This is a genomic window from Pedobacter sp. NO84 (assembly GCF_059703915.1).
Genome location: NZ_AP046575.1, coordinates 1,946,154 through 1,969,032, shown reverse-complemented (window position 1 = coordinate 1,969,032; position 22,879 = coordinate 1,946,154). Strand labels below are relative to the sequence as shown.

Genomic DNA, 22,879 nt, shown 5'->3' with positions numbered 1-22,879 from the left:
CATTTAGACGTGGTGCCTAAGCCTATCCAGTAATTAAACAATGAGATAATGAACCTTTAAATTTGTGACCCTGAGTGTAGTCGAAGGGCCAACTTGTCTTCGACTACGCTCAGACTGACATTTTCTACGGACTCTCTGACTCCGGACTCTTTATAGTTCCTCTTTATCTAGTTATACCTTCGGACTCTCTGACTCCCGACTTCCGGACCCTCTATAATTCATCCCGTAATATAGGCAAACTCATACAATGAAATCCGCCTCTTGCCCTTGATAATTCTGCAGATGGCATTAAGATCAATGTATCAGTAATTGTATCTGCATTTACTTTTCCACTTTCAAGATCATTGATCAGGTCTTTTACCTTAACAATCGTAAATCCATGTTGTTTAAAAGCTTCTACTGTTTTATCATTCCTGTCGTACCCTAAAACCACACCTTCCGTAATCGCAAGCAGGTTACAAGAATCTGTCCACTGCTCACGGGCATCAAATGGGAAAACGCCGCTACCACTGTAGATAAACTGCGTAGGTTCCTTACTTTTTAAATCGTTCTTACTTATATCTTCAAACAATTGTTCCATGCTATCGAAGTGTTTTGGGGCACTTTTATCTTTATAGAACTGGATAATCTCTGTTTGTTCTTTGGGTTCTGGCTGCACTAAAAAATCAATAGGCGTTGCCTGTTTATTTTCTTCTACATGGGCAATAGAATGGAGCAAAACCCACATGTTTCGTTTAACCTGTGTAAACACGGTGTCTAAATGCATAAAATCCCGCTTGTTCGGAATCCGTACTACCGTTACCTTATCAACCACATCGTTTTCAAACAACAGTTTCATCGCTTCGTTGGCGCCATAGGGCGATGTGCGTTCACTGCAACCAATCAGCACATGGTTTTTACTTACAGTCATTACATCACCACCTTCTAATGTAGTTCTGTTTTCAAGCTCTTCACCGGGGCGTAAAAAATGATGTTCGCCATCAGGGATCTCCAAAATATGACCTCTATAATTTTCGAACATTTCGTGATTGAAGAAAATGTATCGCATTAATAAACTTTCTCTCACTCTCGCTTTTTTTGCGGGCTTATTTAGTAAAATAAAATCATTGATGGTGGTGCCCACATCACGCGTGAAAATTAAATTCGGAATGGGCGAAAATATCATCCTACCATCTGGAAGTGAGCCGGAGATAAGCGTTTTTGCCAGTTCTTTAGGATCGGTATCAATCAATTGCAACTGCAGTTTGTAGGTACAGCCTTCGATTGCACATACAGAAGCACTTAATTTCTTTTTTATAGAAGTTTGGGTCAAGATATCGCCCAACAATTGTTGAAGTTCTATTACATTTTCAGACGCATGGAAAGAAGCGCTATCTGGTTTAAAGAAATCCCTATTAGCCGCTTCCGAATCAATATGGGCCAATTTCCCTTTGATTTTTGCCGGATCCAAGAAATACATCAACAATTTAATGTAGTAATCGTACTCGTCTTTACGGATCGTATCCAAATGCACAATATCTTCAAATAGCCAATCTTGGGCCTTCGACGGGACAACTTTACCTAATCCACTATCCGGACTGTGAATTAGCAATCTACGCAATCGTCCAATTTCTGAAGTTACACTTACATTAAAATTTCCTTGTTCTAGGCTCATATAGTTGGTTTGTTTGCAAAGTTATTCAAAAAGTCCGAAAGTCGGAGAGTTTGAAAGTCCGAGGGCTGTGTGTTTAGTTAAAAGCCAAGTAAATGAATAAAAAATTCCCCTATTTTGAATGTGAACACGTATGCTAATACATGATTATCGTGGGGCTTATTCGGACTCTCGGACTTTCGGACTTTCGGACTCCAAATTCTTTAACTATTTTTACCCCATGAATTTTATCGTTACCGAAACACTTAATGCAATTAAAGCCCTCTATAATGAAGAAGTTGCCGAAAGTGCCATTAACATACAAGACACACGTAAAGAATTTGAGGGACAGTTAACCCTTGTTGTATTCCCAATTGTTCGTTATTCTAAAAAATCTCCTGAAGAAACAGCCAATGCCATTGGTAATTACTTGGTGCAACATGTAAGTGAAGTTACTGGTTTTAATGTGGTTAAAGGCTTCTTAAACCTGAGCATTGCTGATAGTTATTGGTTAAACTTATTTAACTCTGAGTTATTGGATGATGATTTCGGTAAAATTAAACCCAATGGACAAAAAGTAATGGTCGAATATTCTTCGCCCAACACCAATAAACCTTTGCACTTAGGCCATGTACGTAACAACTTATTGGGTTATGCAGTTGCCGAATTGCTAAAAGCAGATGGTTACGAAGTATTTAAAGTGAATTTGGTGAATGATAGAGGTATCCATATCTGTAAATCGATGTTAGCCTGGCAAATTTGGGGCAATGGCGAAACTCCAGAAAGCTCGGGTTTAAAAGGAGATCATTTGGTAGGAAAATACTATGTAATTTTTGATAAAGAATACAAAAAACAAATAGATGCCTTGGTGGCTGAAGGGCAAAGCCCAGAAAACGCTAAGAAAGATGCACAGCTCATTAAAGAGGCACAACAGATGCTTTTAGCTTGGGAAGCTGGCGATGCCGATGTAATTGCGCTTTGGGAAAAGATGAACAGTTGGGTTTATGCAGGTTTTGATATCAGCTATAAAAACTTAGGTGTTGATTTTGATAAATATTACTACGAAAGCAATACTTATCTTTTAGGGAAAGACACGGTTGATGAAGGCTTGGCAAAAGGAGTTTTCTTTAAAAAGGAAGATGGTTCGGTATGGATAGATCTCACCGCAGAAGGGTTAGACCAAAAATTGGTTTTACGTGCTGATGGAACTTCGGTTTACATTACCCAAGATTTAGGTACTGCCCAAATGAAATACGATGATTTTAAAATGGACCAGTCGATCTATGTTGTTGGTAACGAACAAGACTATCATTTTAAGGTACTGTTTTTAATTCTAGAGAAATTAGGAAAAAGCTGGGCCAAAGGATTGCACCATCTTTCTTATGGCATGGTAGATTTACCTAGTGGAAAGATGAAGAGTAGGGAAGGAACAGTGGTTGATGCCGACGATCTAGTAGCAGAAATGATTTTAACCGCACGACAAAAAACAGAAGCTTTAGGTAAAACCAACGATTTTTCTGATGAAGAGAAAGAGACCTTGTATTATAACATTGGTTTAGGTGCACTAAAATATTTCTTGCTTAAAGTTGAGCCAAAAAAACGTTTGTTGTTCGATCCCTCAGAATCCATCGATTTTCAAGGTCATACGGGGCCGTTTATCCAATATACCCATGCGAGGATAAAGTCGCTACTTTCTAAAGCTGGTTTCAAGTCTGGTGAAGGACATTTATTGGAAGGCGAGCTACAGCCTACTGAGCTCGAGATGATCATGTTATTGAGCAAGTATCCAGAAGAAATTTCGGCTGCAGCTAAAGCGTATAGTCCGGCATTTTTAGCCAATTATTTATATGAAGTGGCTAAGCTTTTCAATAAGTTTTACCATGAGGTACCACCGATTGTTAAGGAAGAAAATGAAGCCCTTAAACAGCATCGCTTAAATATTTGTAAGGTAACTGGAGATGTGCTTAAAGCTGGGATGAAAATACTGGGGATCAATGTGCCGGAGAGAATGTAGAATGAAGAATTGTTTTATTGCTGTATTGTTTTATAGCTATTTTGCCTAGGCATCATACCAAACAATTTAACAATATAACAATTCAACAATAACGATATGGTGCAAGAAACTCTCTTACTCTGCCTAGCAGCTTTCGCAGCGGGTTTTATCGACGCCATCGTGGGCGGCGGAGGATTATTGCAAACACCTGCTACCTTCCTTATTTTGCCTCATTACCCTGCCGCCACCTTGTTTGGAACCGTAAAGATCCCATCCTTAATGGGCACCTCGGTTGCCGCTTTCAAGTATTCGAAACAGGTAAAATTTAATTTCAAAATTCTTGCGGCCTGTGTAATTACAGCGTTTTTTGCCTCGCTATTAGGTGCATATTCGGTAAGTAAGATTAATAATGAGGTAATTAAGCCAATTATTTTGTGCGTTTTAATTGCAGTTGCGCTATATACCTATTTCAATAAATCATTCGGGATCCAAAAGCACAAAGTCCATTCGGCCTTAAAACAAATTCTGTTGGCAGGAACATTTGGATTGGTTATTGGGTTTTACGATGGATTAATTGGCTCGGGCACAGGATCTTTCCTGATCTTAGTATTTATTGCAGTATTAGGTTTCGATTTTATTGGTGGAAGTGCACATGCTAAGATTGTAAATATCGCTACCAATTTAGCTGCGTTGATCTATTTTACTTCAACTGGTCATGTCTTGTTTCAATATGCCATACCCATGGCGATATTTAACGTTGCAGGCTCCTTTCTTGGCGCAAGATTAGCTTTATTAAAAGGAAATAGATTTATCAGAATTTTTTTCTTGATCGTAGTCTTTGGAACGATTTTAAGATTTGCGTGGGATGTTCTAAGATAAATCCCCCTTAGTAAGTTCTATGCGACATGCTGTCGCCGTTTGTCCCAAAGGGACTCCTTTGGAGGAGGGGGGCGCGGGGCAAATTGTGGTGGCAGGGGGAGGATTAACATGTCAACCAAATTGATTAAATTAGTTAAACCAATGGACCCAATTAATCAAAAAAACATTTACTACAATAAAAGGCTTCAAAACTTTGCAAGCATCAACAGAAAAGACATGACCAAAGCTGAGGCCTGCTTATGGAAATATGTTTTGGGCGGGAGGAAAATGTTAGGCTATCAGTTTAGGAGGCAAAGACCTGTATTAAATTTTATTGCAGATTTTATGTGTAAGGAACTGATGCTTATAATCGAAGTTGATGGGCTGACCCATCAATGGGATGAGGTATATAAAAAGGACCTGATCAGGCAGAAACAGTTAGAAGAAATAGGATTTACGGTACTGAGATTTGATGATGAAGAGGTGCTGAAAAACATTGGAAATGTTTATGATTATATTTCAGATTTTATAAAAGAACATGTTAAAATCCACCCCCTTTGATTCCCCCGCCAGCGGGGGACAGCAGTATGCCTAGCGTGAATCGTAAGGTGATTACAACTCTAGCTGGCAACAATATAGCAATACAACAATTTAACAATTCTACCACCATAATTTACGTCTTCTCAATCGTTCCGCTCTTGGTTTCAATGGCTTTCTTATAACGAAATCGTTTAAAGGTTAATGGACTTTTTTCAGGTCTTTCATCGCCCAATAGTACTCCCCAGTGTTTAAACTGCTCTGTTCTGTCGAAAATAATTTTCAGCACTGCGATAATGGGCATGGAGAGGAACATACCAGAAATTCCCGCTATTGCCCCTCCTAATAAAACACCGATAATGGAGAACAAGGCATTGATCTTTATTTTTGAACCTACTATTCTAGGCATCAAAATATTGTTATCAAGAAACTGAACAACCGCTATGACACCTAGAACGGTAATTACTGGCCATAATTGAGTGGATGAAGTTAGCGTTATCAATACGCCAATCAAATTGCCGATGAGGGCACCAACGTAGGGGATGAGATTTAAAATCGCAAAGATAACGCCGATCAATAAGGCGTGTTTAATTCCAAGCAAGAGTAAAAGACCACCTAGAAGAACAGTCATGTAGGTAACCTGTATAAGCAACCCCACTAAATAACTTTTGATGATTGATTCTGTTTCGTAAACCACTTCTTTCACCTTTGCATGATCGTCTGTTTTAAACCACATAAAGGTAAAACGCAACAAAATGTCTTTGTAAAACAAGATAAGATAGATATAAATGGGAAGGAGACCAACAAAAACAAAGATCCCGGTTAAGGTTACTGCAGCTCCTCCGGCAGCCTTTCCGCCCATAGCAAGGAGATCATCGCTTTTTTCCCTCAGAAAAGTTTCTTGTTTGGAAATACTCATTTTAGTAAAGCTGCTCACCCATTCCTTAAGTGATTGGAGGTGCTTTGCTACATTTTGTTTGATCTGTGGAAAATCATCGACCAAAATACCGATCTGCGCAGAAAAAAACCAAATAATTAACCCAATAAAAATAAGTACACAAAGAATAGGAAGAACAATTGCCAATGATTCGGGAACCTTGCGTTTCCTTAAAAAACGATAGATTGGTAATAGCATGATGCTTACGAAAAATGCCATGATAATAGGCATAATAATATCTCTGCCCACCACTAAAATGGCAGCAATAAGCACAATGCCCAATAATTCTAATGATCGTTTTGCGGTTAGTGGAAGATCTTTCATGATTTGTTTTAGTTCTCGAGGTTAACAGCAAGATAGGTAATTTGTTTGAAATAGCCCGACCTCAACCCTCCGCTCATCGGATGGCTCATCGGATGAGGACTACTTTAAACTCTACACTCCCCACTACATTGAATTTACTCAAGACTACCGACTACAGACTAAGCCTTAAAGTCCTGCAGAAACTGCGTAGGGGTTTTTCCAAATTCCTTTTTAAATGCTTTTGTAAAATAGGATTGGGTTTGGATGCCTACTCGGTACATCACTTCTGTAAGGAGCACATCTTCACGCGTCATAATTTCTACTGCTTTTCTTAAGCGTATCGAGCGAATAAATTCTCCTATAGACTGACCAGAGATGGTTTTGATTTTTTGATAGAGCTTGGTTCGGCTCATACCGATTTCACTGCACAGGTAATCGATATCTAGCTCAGGATTTATCAATTGCTCGTTGATGATGGATAATAGCCTAGCCATAAAGTCCCTGTCCTTGGTAGAATGAACAAGATCAATAAGGTCTGTATGGTGATCTTTGGCGTAATGGTCTTTTAGCTTTTGTCTTTGTTCGAAAATATTCTTAATGGTAGTTTGTAGCAGGTTAATGTTTATTGGCTTCGTAAAGTAATGATCTGCACCCGATTCTACACCTTCGATCTCGGCCGAAACACTGTTTTTTGCCGTCAACATCAGAAATGGGATATGGCTTGTTTCTAAATCTCCTTTTAACAGTTTACAGAATTCGGTCCCATCCATGCCAGGCATCATTACATCGCTGATCACAAGGTCCGGAAATTCTTCCTTCGCCTTTTCGAAACCCGATTTTCCATCTCCGGCTTCAGAAATATGATAGTCGCCAATTAACGTTTCTTTTAAAAAAGCTCTTAGTTCTTCATTATCATCTACAATTAAAATATGTTTAGTAATGGCATTTGCGGTTAACTGTTTGGTATTGCTAGGGAGGAAGTGCTGATCTGATTTGTAGCTAATGCTTTCCAATCGGGTGCCTCCCTGTTCGGTGTATTGCCCCCAAAGTTCATCGGCGGCATAATCATTTTTATTGCAGGGCAGCCCGATGATAATTTCGGTTCCTTCATATTTTTCGCTAGAAACCTTGATCAAGCCCTTATGTAACAGCGTTAAGCTTTTTACAAAGGCCAAACCTATCGCCGACCCCAAGTGCGATTCGGTAATCCGATAGTAGCGCTCAAATAAATGGTGGATAGAATCTTTCGAAATGCCAATTCCATTATCAACCACCCTAATATAAACATATTGCTGGGCTGAATAATTACTGGTAATGAAAAGCTGGTTTTCAAAACATGGCTCTACATTGTCTAGCGAAGATAGAATTTCGAGTGTAACTGCTCCACCATTTTTGGTATATTTAAGGGAGTTATTAATTAGGTTGAGAATAATTTTTTCAAGTACATGCCGATCAAACCAAACATCGTTAAAGGTCCCCATTTTTTTTACCTTAAAATCGATGTTCTTGTCTAAGGCCATATCGGTAAATTCTTCGGCAACCTCATCGATAAATAAACTCAGGTTTCCTTGTATAACCTTTAGTTTTAGGGCCCCTGCTTCAACTTTTCTAAAGTCCATAAGCTCGTTAATTAAGCCCAATAACCTATTGGCATTGCGATGGATCGTTCTGTAGTAGTTCTGGAAAGCGCCTTTTGAGTCCTCTTTCAATAAGCGATCTATCGGACCGAGGATCAACGACAATGGGGTTCGAAACTCATGCGAAATATTAGTGAAAAACTGAAACTGGATCTCGTGCATTTCTTCACGCTTCTGCTCTTCTAAGGTTCTGAGTTCTAACTTCCGCTTAAAGCTTAATATCGCATAGGCGATGGAGCACAACAACAGCGTTATCAGCAGCCTAAACCACAGGGTTGCCCAAAATGGGGGAGATATTACAATTTTTACTGCTGTACCGACATTGTTCCACACATTATCGTTGTTAGAAGCCTTAACCCTAAATGTGTACGTTCCTGGATCTAAATTCGTATAAAAGGGCCTCCTCGAGTTGCTAGCCTCAATCCAAGTTTTATCAAATCCTTCCAATCTAAATGCATATCGGTTATTTTCTGAAGAGGTATAGTTTAAAGCAGCGAAGTTGAAATAGAATGTAGACTGGCGATGCGAGATTGCAATTTCCTTAGTTAGGCTTATATCTTTCTGCAAGGGCGAATTTTTAGCTCCGGGCATCATTTTATTGTTAAAGATGTAGAACTCGGTGAGGTAAACCGGCGGAACGTATTTGTTTGTTCTAATATCGTCTGGGAAGAAGGAGTTAAAACCATTAATTCCCCCGAAAAACATTTCGCCTTTCTTGGTTTTCAGATAGGCATTAGCCTCAAATTCTAGTCCTTGGAGCCCGTCTGCAGTATTATACCGCATAAAACTTAAGGTTTCGGGATTAAATTTGGTTAATCCTTTAGAGGTTGAGATCCAGAAATTTCCTTTTTCATCTTCGGTAATCCCTTTAATGAAATCGGTAGCCAAACCTGCCTTTCGCGTATAAAGTGCAAAGGTTTTTTTCGATTGATTAAAAAGGTATAATCCTGCCTGACCAATCCAGAGCCTATTTTTGCTGTCGATAAAAATAACCCGGAGGTCAGGTTTTTTTTCTTCGTTCAAGAAAAAGTGCGAAAAGCTTTTTGTTTTTAGGTTGTAGCAGTTCAGCCCGCCATCATCGGTACCTATCCATAGGTTCTTGTTTTTGTCTTCATTAATGGCAATGATATTATTGCCAATTAGCCTCGTTCCATCACCACCATATACAACCCGCTTGAATTTCTGCGTGCTGCGGTCAAACAGATTTAATCCGCCATAATAGGTTCCTATCCAGAGTTGGTTTTCGCTATCCTCAAAAGATTGTTGTACATAGTTAGAAGAAATTGAGCTAGGCTCGGAACTCGAGTAAACAAATTTGGTAAATGTTCCGGTTTTCTTGTTTAGCAGGTTTAGTCCGCCACCCCAGGTACCTACCCAAATATTGTGGCTTTGATCTTCCATTATGGAGAGAACTGCATCAGAGCCAATGGTTTGGGCATTAAACGGATTATTTTTATAACTGGTAAACCAATTTGTTTTCCGATTAAAGAAGTTTAGTCCACCTCCATCTGTGCCTATCCAAATGTTTCCATCCTCATCTTCATAAAATGCCTTTACATCATTATAGCTTAAGCTGTTTTTTAAGGGTTCTTGCTTAAAGAGTTTAAATTTCTCTGAACCTGGACTATACAGGTTAATACCTCCGCGATGCGTACCGATCCATAAATTGCCCTGTTTATCTTCGTATAGAGCAGATACAGTTCTTTGCGAAAGGCTAGATGGATTTCCTGGTTCATTCTGATAGTGCTTAAAAGTGCCCATCTCGGTATTAAAAAGGTCGAGTCCGCCGTTGATCCCGCCAAGCCAGATGTTATTTTTTTTATCGAAAACAATTGCTCTTACCAAATCGCTACCAATGCTATTGGTATTTTTGTCCTGATGGCGGTATGTTTTGAAGCTTTTTGTAGCGGGATCAAAATGGATCAGGCCTTTATCTTCGGTGCCTAGCCATAAGCTCCCATCGCCAGCTTCGGATATAATTCGAATAACATAATTTTCTAGACCATGGACGCGATTAAAAGTATGGGTCTGTTGATCATATAAGTCCAGCCCTGCAGCTGTGGCTACCCATAGATTTTTATTTTTGTCGGTATGAAGGGCATTTACATTATCGTTTCCTATACGATGTTGCAGGCTTTGTTGTCTATAGTGTTCAAATTTTCTTTTTTTTAGATCTAAAAGATTTAATCCGCCGCCGGTTGTACCCACCCATAAACCCCTATTATTTTCCTCTATTGAAGTAATGGTATTATTGCTAAGGGAGTTGATGTTGTTTTCTACCGATTTATACCGTGTAAAATTATTTTGTTCGGGATTAAACCTGTTCAGGCCGTTTGATGTGCCAATCCACAGGGTTTTGTCTTTGCCCTCATAGATGCAACGGATATAATTGTCGCTAAGGCTTGTGGTAGCCTTGCTACTTTTGTAAACAGTAATCTGAATGCCGTCGTATTTGTTGAGACCATCTCTCGTGCCAAACCAAATAAAGCCCCGATGATCCTGAAAGATGCATTCGATGGTACTGTTGGATAGACCATCTTCAATGCTGATGTGCTTAAATTTAAGATTTTGGGCCCTTGCCATCCCAAAGCAACAGCAGAAAAATAACAGACAGAAACTCTTGAGTATTGATGTCATCAGGAATGGTTCAGGATTAAAGCATAGGTTGGCTCAATTTACGAATTAAAATGAATGATAAATTCTTCCGCAAAAAAAGAAAGAAAGGGGATGGATATGGTTTTATCTTTTCAACCACATAGAGACATAGTCAACATAGTTTGTTTAATCCTTTACGGCTATGTGGCCTATGTTGCTGCGTAATAAAATATGTTGGATAGCACAAAAAAAAAGAACAATAAGACAAACCTAACTTCACTTATCTACCGTTTCTGTTGGTGCGTTCGCGGCCTTTGCGGTTAGAAACATAACCGCAAAGAACGCCAAGCGCAAAGTGGGGTGCCATTGCGTTCTCTGCGGCCTTTGCGGTTAGAAAATTAACCGACAAGCTTTTGCATTAAGAATAACCGCCAAGAACGCCAAGAGCGCAAAGTGGGGTGCCATTGCGTTCTCTGCGAAACCTTTGCGTTCTCTGCGTTAAAAAAATAACCGACAAGCCTTTACGTTCTTCGAGGCCTTTGCGGTTAGAAAATTAACCGCCAAGCCTTTGCGTTAAGAATAACCGCCAAGAACCCAAGAGCGCGAAGTGGGGTGCCTTTGCGTTCTCCGCGGCCTTTGCGGTTACAACAAATATGTCGATTAGCACAAAAAAAATGAACAATAGCACAAGTATAAAATAGAGATAAAGTTTTCTTTTGTATATAGTAAACCTAACCAAATACTGTATGCTAAATTTTACTCTTAATTTGAGGCACAAAAGACTGCTGCTCTTGCTTTTTTTGTTTGCTTTTTCCGTTCCTCTTCATGCACAAACCAAAACCATTACAGGTACCGTTAAGTCGGGCACTGATAATTTAGGGCTTCCTGGTGTAAGTGTTAGATTAAAAGGAACAACTATTGCCACCGTAACAGATGCTAACGGAAAATTTACCATTGGGGTGCCCAATAATCAAGGTGTATTAGAATTTACCTTTATAGGATATACAAAACAGGAAATAACCTTAGGAGCCGCTAGCAACATCAACGTTACCCTGCAGGAAGATTCATCATCTCTGGGCCAAGTAGTTGTGGTGGGTTATGGAACTACGAGAAAACAGGACCTTACCGGATCTGTAGCTGTAGTTACTTCTAAAGATTTTCAAAAAGGAAATTTCACTACACCCGAGCAACTCTTTGCAGGGAAAGTTCCTGGGGTAGCCATTACTTCCAATAGTGGTCAGCCCGGGAGTGGCAGTACTATCCGTATTCGTGGCGGCTCATCTCTGAGTGCCAGTAACGATCCATTGATTGTAATAGACGGGGTACCTCTAGAAACAGGAAACGTATCTGGAGCTTCTAATGCGCTTAGTTTTATCAATCCGAATGATATCGAATCGTTTACGGTATTAAAAGATGCTTCCGCCGCTGCGATCTATGGAGCTAGGGCATCAAATGGTGTAATTATTATTACCACTAAGAAAGGTGTAAGCGGCGATTTAAATATTGCCTTCACTACCACCAATTCTATTACTAAAAATATACAACAGGCCGATGTGTTAAGTGCCGAGCAGATTCGCGCTATTGTAAACACCAGTGGTACACAGGCCCAAAAAGATCAATTAGGTACATTTGAGACCAATTGGCAAGATATGATTTATCAGGATGGTTTGGCCACAGATAACAACCTCAGTTTTAGCGGAGGGATCAAGAACTTGCCGTATAGGTTATCTGTGGGCTATCAAAACCAACAGGGGATTTTAAGAACCGACCAATTGCAAAGGAGTTCGTTAGCTTTTGTACTCAATCCTACTTTTTTTAAAAACCACTTAAAAGTAGACCTTAATCTAAAAGGAAGCATACAAAAAACCAGGTTTGCCAATCAGGCCGCAATTGGAGGAGCAGTTAGTTTCGATCCTACCAAAGCGGTTTACACCAATCGCAGCGACTTCAATAATTATTATGAATGGCTCAATACCGCTAATCCGAGCGGTCTTGAAAACCTAGTGGGTCGAAATCCGTTGGGCCTACTCGAGCAAAGGTTAGACGAATCAGATCCATACAGAAGCATTGGGAACCTTCAATTAGATTACAAGCTTCATTTTTTGCCCGATCTTCACATTAATCTTAACGCAGGCTACGATATTGCTTCAGGCAAGGGTACGGTTTATGTTGATCCATCAGCCGCAGAAACCATCGATAGGAAAGGGATCAACAATCAGTACAAACAAAACAGACGTAATACCCTTTTCGATTTCTATCTCAACTATGTTAAAGAAATTACAGGAATTAAAAGCAGGATTGATGCTACGGTAGGCTACTCGTATAACGATTACCTAAGTACAAGTTTTAATTTTGCGGATTTTGATGCCAATGGAAACAAAATCACGGGATCTGATCCCGATTTTCCCTTTAATAAACCACAAAATAGGCTTATTTCTTATTTCGGCCGCTTAAATTATAGTTTTGACAATCGGTTTTTAGTAACGGCCACGTTGAGGAGAGATGGTTCATCACGTTTCGGCCCTGCCTATAAGTACGGTATGTTCCCATCTGTTGCAGTAGCTTGGACGCTTAAAAATGAATCTTTTCTTAAAGATGTACAACAGGTCTCAGCACTTAAATTGAGGGTAAGTTACGGTATTACCGGTCAACAAGAAGGTATTGGTAACTACGGATACATGTCTACTTATGGTTTGAGCACACCAAATGCATCTTACCAATTTGGAAGCACCTTTTATCAGATGTACAGGCCGAGCGCTTACATCGCAAATATCAAATGGGAAGAAACAGCTACCACCAATGTAGGATTGGATGTTGGATTTTTAAATAACCGCATTACGGGTAGCTTGGATCTATATCTGCGAAAAACCAGCGATCTACTCAATAGGATTCCCCAGCCTGCCGGAACAAACTATTCAGCAACTGCTGTGGTAAATGTGGGCGATATGGAAAACAAGGGGGTTGAGCTCGTTATGGGTTTTAATCCGATCAAAAAAGAAAATTTTAATTGGGATTTCGGTTTTAACGTTACCTATAACAAAAATACCATCACCAATTTAACCGTGGTTCCTGATGATAAGAATTACATCGGTTTACAAGTAGGAACAATTGCTGGTGGAGTAAGTGGACAATATGCATTGATCAATGCAGTAGGCGGAAGCAAAAACACCTTTTATTTATTTGAGCAGGTTTATGATGCGAACGGAAATCCGGTAGAGGGGGTTTATGTAGATCAAAATGGCGATGGGATTATCAGTCCTAATGATTTTAACAAAAGCAAATCAGCTGATCCGAGGCTCTTTCTTGGATTTACCAACAATCTTAACTATAAAAACTGGAACCTGAACTTTACTCTTCGCTCTAATTTGGGCAATTATGTGTATAACAATTCGGCGAGCCAACGAGGAAACTTGGCACAGATTACCGGCACAGCAGTGCTTTTAAACGGCTCGCCAAGCTATCTCACCACCAATTTTAAAACCCAACAGGTAATGAGCGATTATTACATCGAAAATGCGTCTTTCCTAAAAATGGACAACATTAACCTGGGCTATAATTTTGGGAAGATATGGAAGAACAAATTAAATCTCCAGCTTAATGCTAGTGTACAAAATGTGTTCACCATTACCAAGTATACAGGGTTGGATCCCGAAGTATCTTCTGGTGTAGACAATAACATTTACCCTCGCCCTAGGGTAGTGTCGTTAGGATTAAATGTTAACTTTTAACTGCAAATGATGAATAGTTTCAAAATTATAGATATGAAAACCAGAACTTTACGATTACGTGCTTTGGCCTTGGCCGCAGTGCTGATCATGGCATCGTGTAACAAGTTGGATCTGGTACCCACCAATGATCTCACCGCCGATAAGGTATATGCTACCCCTGGGGGATATAAGCAGGCCTTGGCCAAAGTTTATGGCGCCTTTGCCCTAACAGGAAATGCCACTACTGGCCAACAGGATATCCCCGCAGAAATTATTAAAGATGAAGGAAATTCTGATTTCTTGCGGTTATATTGGAACCTGCAAGAACTTACTACCGACGAAGCCGTTTGGTCTTGGCAAAGCGATGGCGGCATTCAAGGATTGCATGAAATGACTTGGTCGTCTATTAATTCGATTATTAATGGCCTTTATTATCGTTCATATTTTCAGATTACCTTATGTAACGATTTTATCAATCAGGCTACAGACGAGAAACTTTCAGAGCGCGGTATTAGCGGTGCTGATGCAGATAATATCAGGAAATATAGAGCTGAAGCACGTTTTCTTAGGGCGTTCCAGTATTGGGTGCTCATGGATCTGTACGCCAACCCAGTGATGGTTACCGAAAGCACGATAATTGGCGCAAAGGATTTGCCAAAACAAATACAGCGCAAAGAACTTTTTGCGTATGTAGAATCTGAGCTAAAAGCATTGGAGCCACTATTAGCAGCTCCGAAAAGCAATGAATATGGCAGGGCCGATCAGGCTGCAGCTTGGGCTTTATTGTCGCGCCTCTATTTAAACGCCGAAATATATACCGGTACGCCCAAATATACCGAAGCCATTACCTATTGCAATAAGATTATCCAAGCCGGTTATACCTTACATGGCAACTATAGAGAACTGACCATAGCCGATAACCACCTCAACACTGATGAATTTATTTTGGCTATCAATTACGATGGAACCTATACCCAGAATTACGGAGGTACCACCTATTTGATGCATGGCCCCGCAAACGTACCGGCAACTGTCTCTGGATCTAGCGGCGATTGGGGCGGACTAAGATTTACGCAGCAGTTTGTTAATCTTTTTGCGGATAAAACAGGTAATACCGATACCCGTGCACAGTTTTACATGACCGGCCAAAGTTTAGATATGAACGATTTGTATGTTTCTACAGAAGGCTATTCGAGTACCAAATTTAGAAATAAAACCAGATCTGGAGGGGCAGCCCCACACCAAGACGCGGCCAAAGATTTTTCTGATATCGATTTTCCTCTGTTCCGTTTGGGTGAGACTTATCTTGTGTATGCAGAAGCCGTATTGCGTGGAGGTACGGGCGGTAGTTTAACCACTGCACTTGGCTATGTTAACGCCTTACGTACCCGGGCCTACAATGGAAGTACTGCAGGTAATATTGCATCAAGCGCCCTATCGCTAGATTTTATTCTTGATGAAAGGGGGAGGGAGCTTTATTACGAGGCATTCAGGAGAACAGACCTCATTAGATTTAACAAATTTACAACGAGTACCTATGTATGGGCGTGGAAGGGCGGCGTAAAAGCGGGCACTGGCGTAGCGAGCAAATATAATATTTTCCCCTTGCCTCCATCAGATATTTCTGCCAACCCAAACATAATCCAAAACACTGGCTATTAACTTTAATTGATAATGAAGATGAAAAATTTATTTAACGTACTTGGTATCCTTTTGCTATTATCCAGCCTAGGTGCCTGTAAAAAAGATATGGAGCAAAATACAATCACTCCACCCACCAACGGAATTCCTGGATTTAAGAGTTCGGTAAGCAGTGTAGCGCTATCTGCTGCTACTGACGCCAAAAATGTGGTTACCTTTAGCTTTACTGCGCCGAGTTATGGAGCAAGCGTAGTACCAACCTATACCCTTCAATTTGATGTGCCTTCTGATACGTCTGGAGCAAATGCTTGGGGCAATGCCATTAATGTTAAGATTGCCGCGGATAGCTTAAGAAAAACATTCTCGGGAGCTGATTTTAATGCCATGCTCTCCGTGCAGATGCTCTTGCCAGTAGGCGTAAACAGCATCTTGGCCGTTCGCCTTAAATCGGAAGTGAAACAAAATACCGGAGTTGCCTCTACCATTAAACCAATTTACTCAGTGTTAACCCTTACGGTAAATCCTTACAAATCTACAGTAGAATATCCGGCTTTATTAGTTAAGGGAGGTAATTCTTGGAAAACTCCAACGGATAGAACAAAGGGCTTTATCCTTACCTCATCAAAGTTTAATTCGAAATACGAAGGTTACCTTGATCTGCCAAATTCCGACGGCTGGGGAGGTGAAGCCTTTCAGCTCATCGCTACCAAAGATGGAAAAACCTATGGTTGGGGAACGAGCGATAAAACGCTTAGTGTTGGTGGTGGAAATCTATGGCTCACCCCATCGCCAGCTTACATGAAAGTTAATGTAGATCTTGACGCCCTCACCATTAGCTATACTCCAGTTAAATTCTTTATTTCTGGCGATGATAACAGCTGGAGTACCTCATCAACCCCCATGGTATATAATCCAACTACCAAAGTTTGGGTGGCATCAAACGTAAGTCTTACAGCCGGTAAAGCTTTTGTTTTTACCACTAACGGCAGTTATGATATCAGTTATAAGGTGGATAAACCCGATAATGGGGTATTAATGTTTGCAGGAGCGCCAACTTGGGGCGGGGTTAACATTCCGGTTACCAAAACAGGAGTGTTTACAGTAACCCTTGATCTTAGCGCAGGCGATGGAAATTATACCTATAGTGTAAAATAAAAAATATAAACCGAAAGAAATGAACAAACTCAAATGGTTGGGGATCCTTACCCTCCTTATCATAATTGTTGCCTGTAAAAAGAATCCCAAGGGGGCTACCCTTTTATATCCCGAACCGGAACCTCCAGGCACTTATGCCCGTGGCGCCGATGTGAGCTGGCTAACCGAAATGGAAGCAGCTGGTAAAAAGTTTTATAACAATGCTGGCGTAGAGCAGGACCTGCTAAAAATTCTAAGCACTAAAGGTATCAATGCTATTCGGTTAAGAGTTTGGGTAAATCCAGCAAACGGATGGTGCAATACTGCCGATGTATTGGCCAAAGCTAAACGCGCTAAGGCTATGAATATGAGAGTGCTGCTCGATTTTCACTATAGCGATTCGTGGGCCGATCCAGGAAAGCAGACCAAACCCGCATCATGGGCCACACAAAATATAGCTGCACTTAAAACGTCGGTTTTTGATCATACAGTGGCAGTACTAACTACGCTTAAAGACAATAAGATTGTTCCAGAATGGGTACAGGTAGGCAATGAAACCAATAACGGGATGCTGTGGGAAGAGGGAAAAGCTTCAATTAACATGAAAAATTTTGCCGACTTGGTGCTTTCTGGTTACAACGCGGTAAAGTCGGTAAATCCTTCATCTAAAGTAGTGGTACACATCTCTAATGGGTATGACAATGCACTGTTCAGGTGGATGTTTGATGGTCTCAAAAATAATGGGGCCAAATGGGACGTGATTGGTATGTCTCTTTACCCTTCGGCTACCGATTGGAGTGCAAAAAATACAGCTTGCTTAGCCAATATGAACGATATGATTAGCCGATATGGATCAGAAATAATGATGTGCGAAATAGGAATGCCAGTAGCAGAAGCCGCCGCATCGAAGGCATTTATCACCGATCTGATCGCAAAAAATAAATCTTTGCCCAATAATAAAGGTCTAGGTGTTTTTTACTGGGAGCCTGAATCTTATAACAGTTGGAGCAACTATAAATTGGGCGCCTTTGATGATACCGGTAAACCAACCATTGCTATGGATGCTTTTTTACCTTAATTTGTTTTATGGGAATTAGAAAAAGCGTGCTGTTGCCGATTGTAGTCTTATTAATGTCTGTTAATTATGTCTATGGGCAGATCAAAGTTAATACCAAGCAAGGAATTTATGTTGATAAAGATGGGGTAATCCGTTGGGAGAAGAATGGAACAGAAGCGGCCTTTTTTGGTGTTAACTACACGGTGCCTTTCGCCTATGGGTACCGCTCTGTAAAACGAACAGGGATTACGGTAGAACAAGCCATTAAGGATGATGTGTACCATTTTTCTCGCCTAGGACTAGATGCTTTTCGTGTTCACGTATGGGATACCGAAATCTCTGATTCGGTGGGAAATCTGAAAAACAATGACCATCTGCGGCTGTTCGATTTTCTGATTGCCGAATTAAAGAAAAGGAAAATTAAGACGATTGTTACACCAATAGCCTTCTGGGGAAACGGTTATCCGGAAAAGGACCAGGACCTGGGTGGTTTTTCAAGTAAATATGGTAAGAGGAATGCACTAGTTTCTGAAGCGGCCTTTGCGGCCCAAGAAAATTACCTTAAGCAATTTTTTAGGCACAAAAATCAATATACCGGGCTAACTTATCAGCAGGATCCCGATGTGCTTGCTGCCGAAATAAACAACGAACCACAGCATAGTGGAGCTAAAGAACGTGCCACCGAATACATCAACCGTATGGTAAGAGCGGTAAGGGCAACAGGATTTACAAAACCTATTTTTTACAACATCAGCGAATCGCCATGGTACGCCGATGCTATTGTAAAGGCTGATGTGCAGGGCCATAGCTTTCAGTGGTACCCCACTGGACTAGTTGCTGGACATATGTTAAATGGTAATTTTTTGCCCAACGTGGCTAAGTATACCATCCCTTTCGATAGTATTCCGGGCTTTAAAAACCGAGCAAAAATGGTATATGAATTTGATGCGGGCGATGTGTTAAGTGCCTATATGTACCCTGCAATAGCAAGAAGCTTCCGCACTGCCGGATTTCAATGGGCTACCCAGTTTGCTTATGATCCTATGGCAACCGCCTTTGAAAATACGGAATATCAAACCCATTATCTAAATCTGGCCTACACGCCAGCAAAGGCGATCAGTTTACTCATCGCTTCTAAAGCTTTTCATCGCTTACCAAGGCTTAAAACCTATGAAAGCGACACCGCTTTTAGTACTTTTAAAGTGAGCTACCAACACTCGCTGAGTGAAATGAATACCGCCGAAGAGTTTTATTACTCTAATTCCACCGTTTCCGCGCCAGTTAACCCCGCTACATTAAAGCATATTGCAGGGGTAGGAAGGTCGGGAATTGTAAATTACCAGGGTTCTGGCGCCTACTTTATCGACCAAATTTCTACGGGGATATGGCGGCTCGAGGTAATGCCCGATGCTACCCATATAAAAGATCCATTTGAACGCACTGCTGCAAATAGAGAGGTAACCGCCATCTCTTGGTCGGCTCAAAAAATGCATATCGCACTGCCAGATCTGGGTAAAGATTTTAAGATCACAGGACTTAACATCGGCAACAATTTTTCTGGTCTAGCCATCCTGCAGTCGTTCAGCATTAAACCTGGCGTTTATTTGCTCAGGAACCCGGCGCAACATGTGCTTATAAAAGGAGATCAATTGTTCGGAACAATTAGACTGAATGAGTTTGTAGCCCCCAGAGCATCATCTTCCCCGGTTTCGGAAATAGCTGATTTCAGGATGGGAAACAACCCACCGAGAGCGAACCAATCGCCACTAGAGATCTTTAATGCGCAAATAGATGGAAGGCAGCTTATGATCTATAATCCCAATTGGGGTCATAAAGCGGTTGATTTTATAGCTAGCGAACAAAATGGGCAAATGTTAAAGCTCAGTCCGGATACTGGCAGCAATAACCCAATGGTAGGATTTCAATACTACTTTGCCAACAAATTAAATAAACCCGCGGTGCCCAGCTTTCGTACCTTGGTAATTCGCGGAAAGGCAGTAAAAAGCGGGGATGGAAAAATGAAGGTCGGACTAATTACCGCTAACGGCGATTATTTTGCCGCTGAGGCTTGGCTAACTAACCAATTAAGCTCCATCGAGATTCCGCTGAGCAGTTTAATGCCAAGTTCGCAGGTACTTCTTCCGCGGCCTTATCCGGGCTTTTTACCTCTTTATCGCGCAGCAACCGCCCGGCAATCGTTTAGCCTTGGCGAGGTAGAGAGTTTACAGTTAACCACTAGCGCGAGTCTAGAGATCCAATCCATTTACTTCAAATAGAAAATACAGCATATATGCATCAATTAAAAGGATTACTTTTCCTGGCATTGGGTTTCCAGCTCTTTTCCGTTTCTTCACTATGTGCCCAGACCAATGGTAGAAAAAAAATCTCCTTCGACGAAGACTGGAAGTTTAGTCTAGGGCATGCCTCCGATCCCAAAAAGGATTTTAATTATAAAATTGTAAATCTCTTTGCAAAATCCGGCAAGGCCGAAGGAACAGCGATTGAGCCTAAATTTAACGATAAAGAGTGGCGAACCTTAAACGTTCCGCATGATTGGGCCGTAGAGCTTCCGTTCGTAAAATCATCGAATGCCGATGTAATGGCCCATGGATACAAACCTATCGGGGGCTTTTTCGCCGAAACAAGCATCGGTTGGTACCGTAAACATTTTAGTGTGGCAAAGGCCGATTCAGGACAGCGTTTTCAGCTCCAGTTTGATGGTATTTTTAGAGACGCACAGATCTGGATCAATGGTTTTTATTTAGGAAACAATCAGAGCGGTTATCTCGGCGTAAATTATGATGTTACCGATTACCTAAATTTTAACAAAGAAAATGTGGTAGTGGTACGAGCGGATGCTACACAATACGAAGGATGGTTTTACGAAGGTGCCGGAATGTACAGGCATGTATGGCTAAATCAGTTCTCTAACACTCACATTACTTCTGATGGTGTATTTGTACATGCTGCGGTATCAGGAAAGGCGGCTACAGTTACCGTAGAAACTACCATCGAAAATCAAGGTCTAAAAACAGATCAGGTATCGGTGCTAGCCTATATTACCGATCGGAATGGGAAAAATATAAGCCAGTCCCAAGCCCATCCTGCAGTGCTTAGCGTTAATAAACAACAAACGATAACGCATAACATTATACTCGCCAGTCCCAGAGTGTGGTCTTTAGAAGATCCCTACCTGTATAAAATAGTTACGTTGGTTAAAGCTGGGAACAAAGTAATAGATAGTCTTACTACCCGATATGGCATAAGAACCTTTACCATAGATCCTGCGCAGGGATTATTCTTAAATGGTAAACACGTAAAGATCAAAGGCACCAATAACCACCACGATCACGCAGGTTTAGGTAGTGCATTACCCGATTACCTTCAATATTATAGAATCGCACTGCTAAAAGAAATGGGCTCAAACGCCTATCGTACCAGTCATAATGCACCAACACCTGAACTGTTAGATGCCTGCGACAGTTTGGGTATGTTGGTAATGGACGAGCAAAGGCTGTTAAATAGCAGTCCAGAATATATTTCTCAGTTAGAACGCCTGTTAAAACGCGATCGAAACCATCCCAGTATTTTTATGTGGTCTATCGGTAACGAGGAAGGCTATGTGCAAACCACCTCTGTTGGTAAGCGGATTGCACAAAGTTTATTGGCTAAACAAAACGAACTGGATCCTTACCGAACCAGCACGTATGCGGCCGATTTGCCTAATACTTTTAAAGGTATCAACGAAATAATTCCGGTAAGAGGCTTCAACTATCGCCAATTTGCTGTGGCCGATTACCATCGCGAACATCCCACTCAGCCTTTAATTGGCACAGAAATGGGAAGTACAGTTACCACAAGAGGGATTTATGTTAAGGATTCTATTGCCGGCTATGTACCCGATCAGGACATTACCGCGCCATGGTGGGCCAGCAAGGCAGAAACATGGTGGAAATTAGCTGCAGAAAATCCGTATTGGATGGGTGGTTTTGTGTGGACCGGTTTCGATTACCGGGGCGAGCCCACTCCTTACGAATGGCCAAATATCAACTCGCATTTTGGAATAATGGATATGTGCGGCTTTCCAAAGAACATTTATTACTACTACCAATCGTGGTGGACAGATAAAGAGGTACTGCATATCTCTCCGCATTGGAATATGCCCGTTGGAGGCAAAGAGGGCCAACCTGTTGACGTATGGGTAAATAGCAATGCTGATGACGTAGAACTTTTCTTAAATGGAAAAAGTTTGGGTAAACAAGCAATGCCAAGGAACAGTCATTTAAAATGGACTGTTCCCTATCAAAAGGGTACGTTAAAAGCAGTAGCAACCAAGAATAAACGGACCTTTCAAACGGAGATGGTAACTACGGGGATTGCCCAGAAAATTGTATTAACTCCAAGTAAAAATTTGGTTAGGGCTGATGGCCGTGATGCAGTGGTGGTAAATGTAACTGTGGTAGATGAGCAGGGAAGGGCGGTGCCTGATGCAAACGATTTAATCGAATTCTCGCTTACTGGCGGATTAAAAATTATTGGTGTAGGTAATGGCGATCCAAGTAGTCATGAGCCAGATCAGTACCAGAGTGGCCGATGGAAAAGAAAATTGTTCAACGGAAAATGCCAACTCATTTTGCAATCAGGAAAAGAGAAAGGCTTCGCAACTTTAGAAGCAAAGGGAAAAGACTTGCAGGGTGGTAATGTTAGGATTGAATTGAAGGGGATTTAGTTCATTGGTCTCTCTCGCATTGTCAGGCTGAGCGTAGTCGAAGCTAATAAATTCTGAGATTTTTCTCAGCTTCAATCTCACTTCGACTACGCTCAGTGTGACAAACTTTAAGGTTCATGAG

At 41.0% G+C, this 22,879-nt stretch carries 12 protein-coding genes; 9 read left to right on the top strand and 3 right to left on the bottom strand.

Annotated features, from left to right (window positions below; translation table 11 throughout):
* Positions 1-211 precede the first annotated feature (211 nt).
* Entirely contained in the window at positions 212-1,654 is a 1,443-nt protein-coding gene (locus AC6H0V_RS08375) for an arginine deiminase family protein (protein ID WP_497563274.1), read from the bottom strand.
* A gap of 217 nt (positions 1,655-1,871) precedes the next feature.
* On the opposite strand from AC6H0V_RS08375, the gene argS reads away from it, so the two are divergent.
* The 3 genes from argS to AC6H0V_RS08360 all read left to right on the top strand — a co-directional run bounded on the left by argS (position 1,872) and on the right by AC6H0V_RS08360 (position 5,042).
* Positions 1,872-3,644, top strand: a complete 1,773-nt coding sequence (argS, locus tag AC6H0V_RS08370) for an arginine--tRNA ligase (RefSeq protein WP_497563273.1) — start codon at positions 1,872-1,874, stop codon at positions 3,642-3,644.
* Positions 3,645-3,740: 96 nt separating this feature from the next.
* Positions 3,741-4,502 (top strand): sulfite exporter TauE/SafE family protein, encoded by a 762-nt coding sequence (locus AC6H0V_RS08365; RefSeq protein WP_497563272.1) that lies wholly within the window; start codon positions 3,741-3,743, stop codon positions 4,500-4,502.
* A 141-nt stretch (positions 4,503-4,643) separates the two neighbouring features.
* A complete protein-coding gene (locus tag AC6H0V_RS08360; protein ID WP_497563271.1) occupies positions 4,644-5,042 on the top strand; it encodes an endonuclease domain-containing protein in 399 nt (132 codons plus the stop codon).
* 112 nt (positions 5,043-5,154) lie between these two features.
* On the opposite strand, the gene AC6H0V_RS08355 is transcribed toward AC6H0V_RS08360, so the two are convergent.
* On the bottom strand, positions 5,155-6,279 hold the full coding sequence (locus AC6H0V_RS08355; RefSeq protein WP_497563270.1) for an AI-2E family transporter: 1,125 nt from the start codon (positions 6,277-6,279) through the stop codon (positions 5,155-5,157).
* 158 nt (positions 6,280-6,437) lie between these two features.
* Positions 6,438-10,532 (bottom strand): hybrid sensor histidine kinase/response regulator transcription factor, encoded by a 4,095-nt coding sequence (locus AC6H0V_RS08350; RefSeq protein ID WP_497563269.1) that lies wholly within the window; start codon positions 10,530-10,532, stop codon positions 6,438-6,440.
* 704 nt (positions 10,533-11,236) lie between these two features.
* Here AC6H0V_RS08350 and AC6H0V_RS08345 point away from each other — a divergent pair.
* Genes AC6H0V_RS08345 through galA form a run of 6 tightly spaced genes read left to right on the top strand, consistent with a single transcriptional unit; the run spans position 11,237 to position 22,758 of the window.
* On the top strand, positions 11,237-14,218 hold the full coding sequence (locus AC6H0V_RS08345; RefSeq protein WP_497563268.1) for a SusC/RagA family TonB-linked outer membrane protein: 2,982 nt from the start codon (positions 11,237-11,239) through the stop codon (positions 14,216-14,218).
* Positions 14,219-14,251: 33 nt separating this feature from the next.
* Positions 14,252-15,859, top strand: coding sequence for a RagB/SusD family nutrient uptake outer membrane protein (locus AC6H0V_RS08340; RefSeq protein WP_497563267.1), 1,608 nt, complete (start codon positions 14,252-14,254; stop codon positions 15,857-15,859).
* Positions 15,860-15,877: 18 nt separating this feature from the next.
* The gene (locus AC6H0V_RS08335; RefSeq protein WP_497563266.1) at positions 15,878-16,993 is read left to right on the top strand and encodes a SusE domain-containing protein; all 1,116 of its coding nucleotides are present in this window, start codon (positions 15,878-15,880) and stop codon (positions 16,991-16,993) included.
* 19 nt (positions 16,994-17,012) lie between these two features.
* Positions 17,013-18,050 (top strand): glycoside hydrolase family 53 protein, encoded by a 1,038-nt coding sequence (locus AC6H0V_RS08330; RefSeq protein WP_497563265.1) that lies wholly within the window; start codon positions 17,013-17,015, stop codon positions 18,048-18,050.
* A gap of 8 nt (positions 18,051-18,058) precedes the next feature.
* Positions 18,059-20,305, top strand: a complete 2,247-nt coding sequence (locus tag AC6H0V_RS08325) for a cellulase family glycosylhydrolase (RefSeq protein WP_497563264.1) — start codon at positions 18,059-18,061, stop codon at positions 20,303-20,305.
* Positions 20,306-20,319: 14 nt separating this feature from the next.
* A complete protein-coding gene (gene galA, locus AC6H0V_RS08320; RefSeq protein WP_497563263.1) occupies positions 20,320-22,758 on the top strand; it encodes a beta-galactosidase GalA in 2,439 nt (812 codons plus the stop codon).
* Positions 22,759-22,879: the final 121 nt, after the last annotated feature.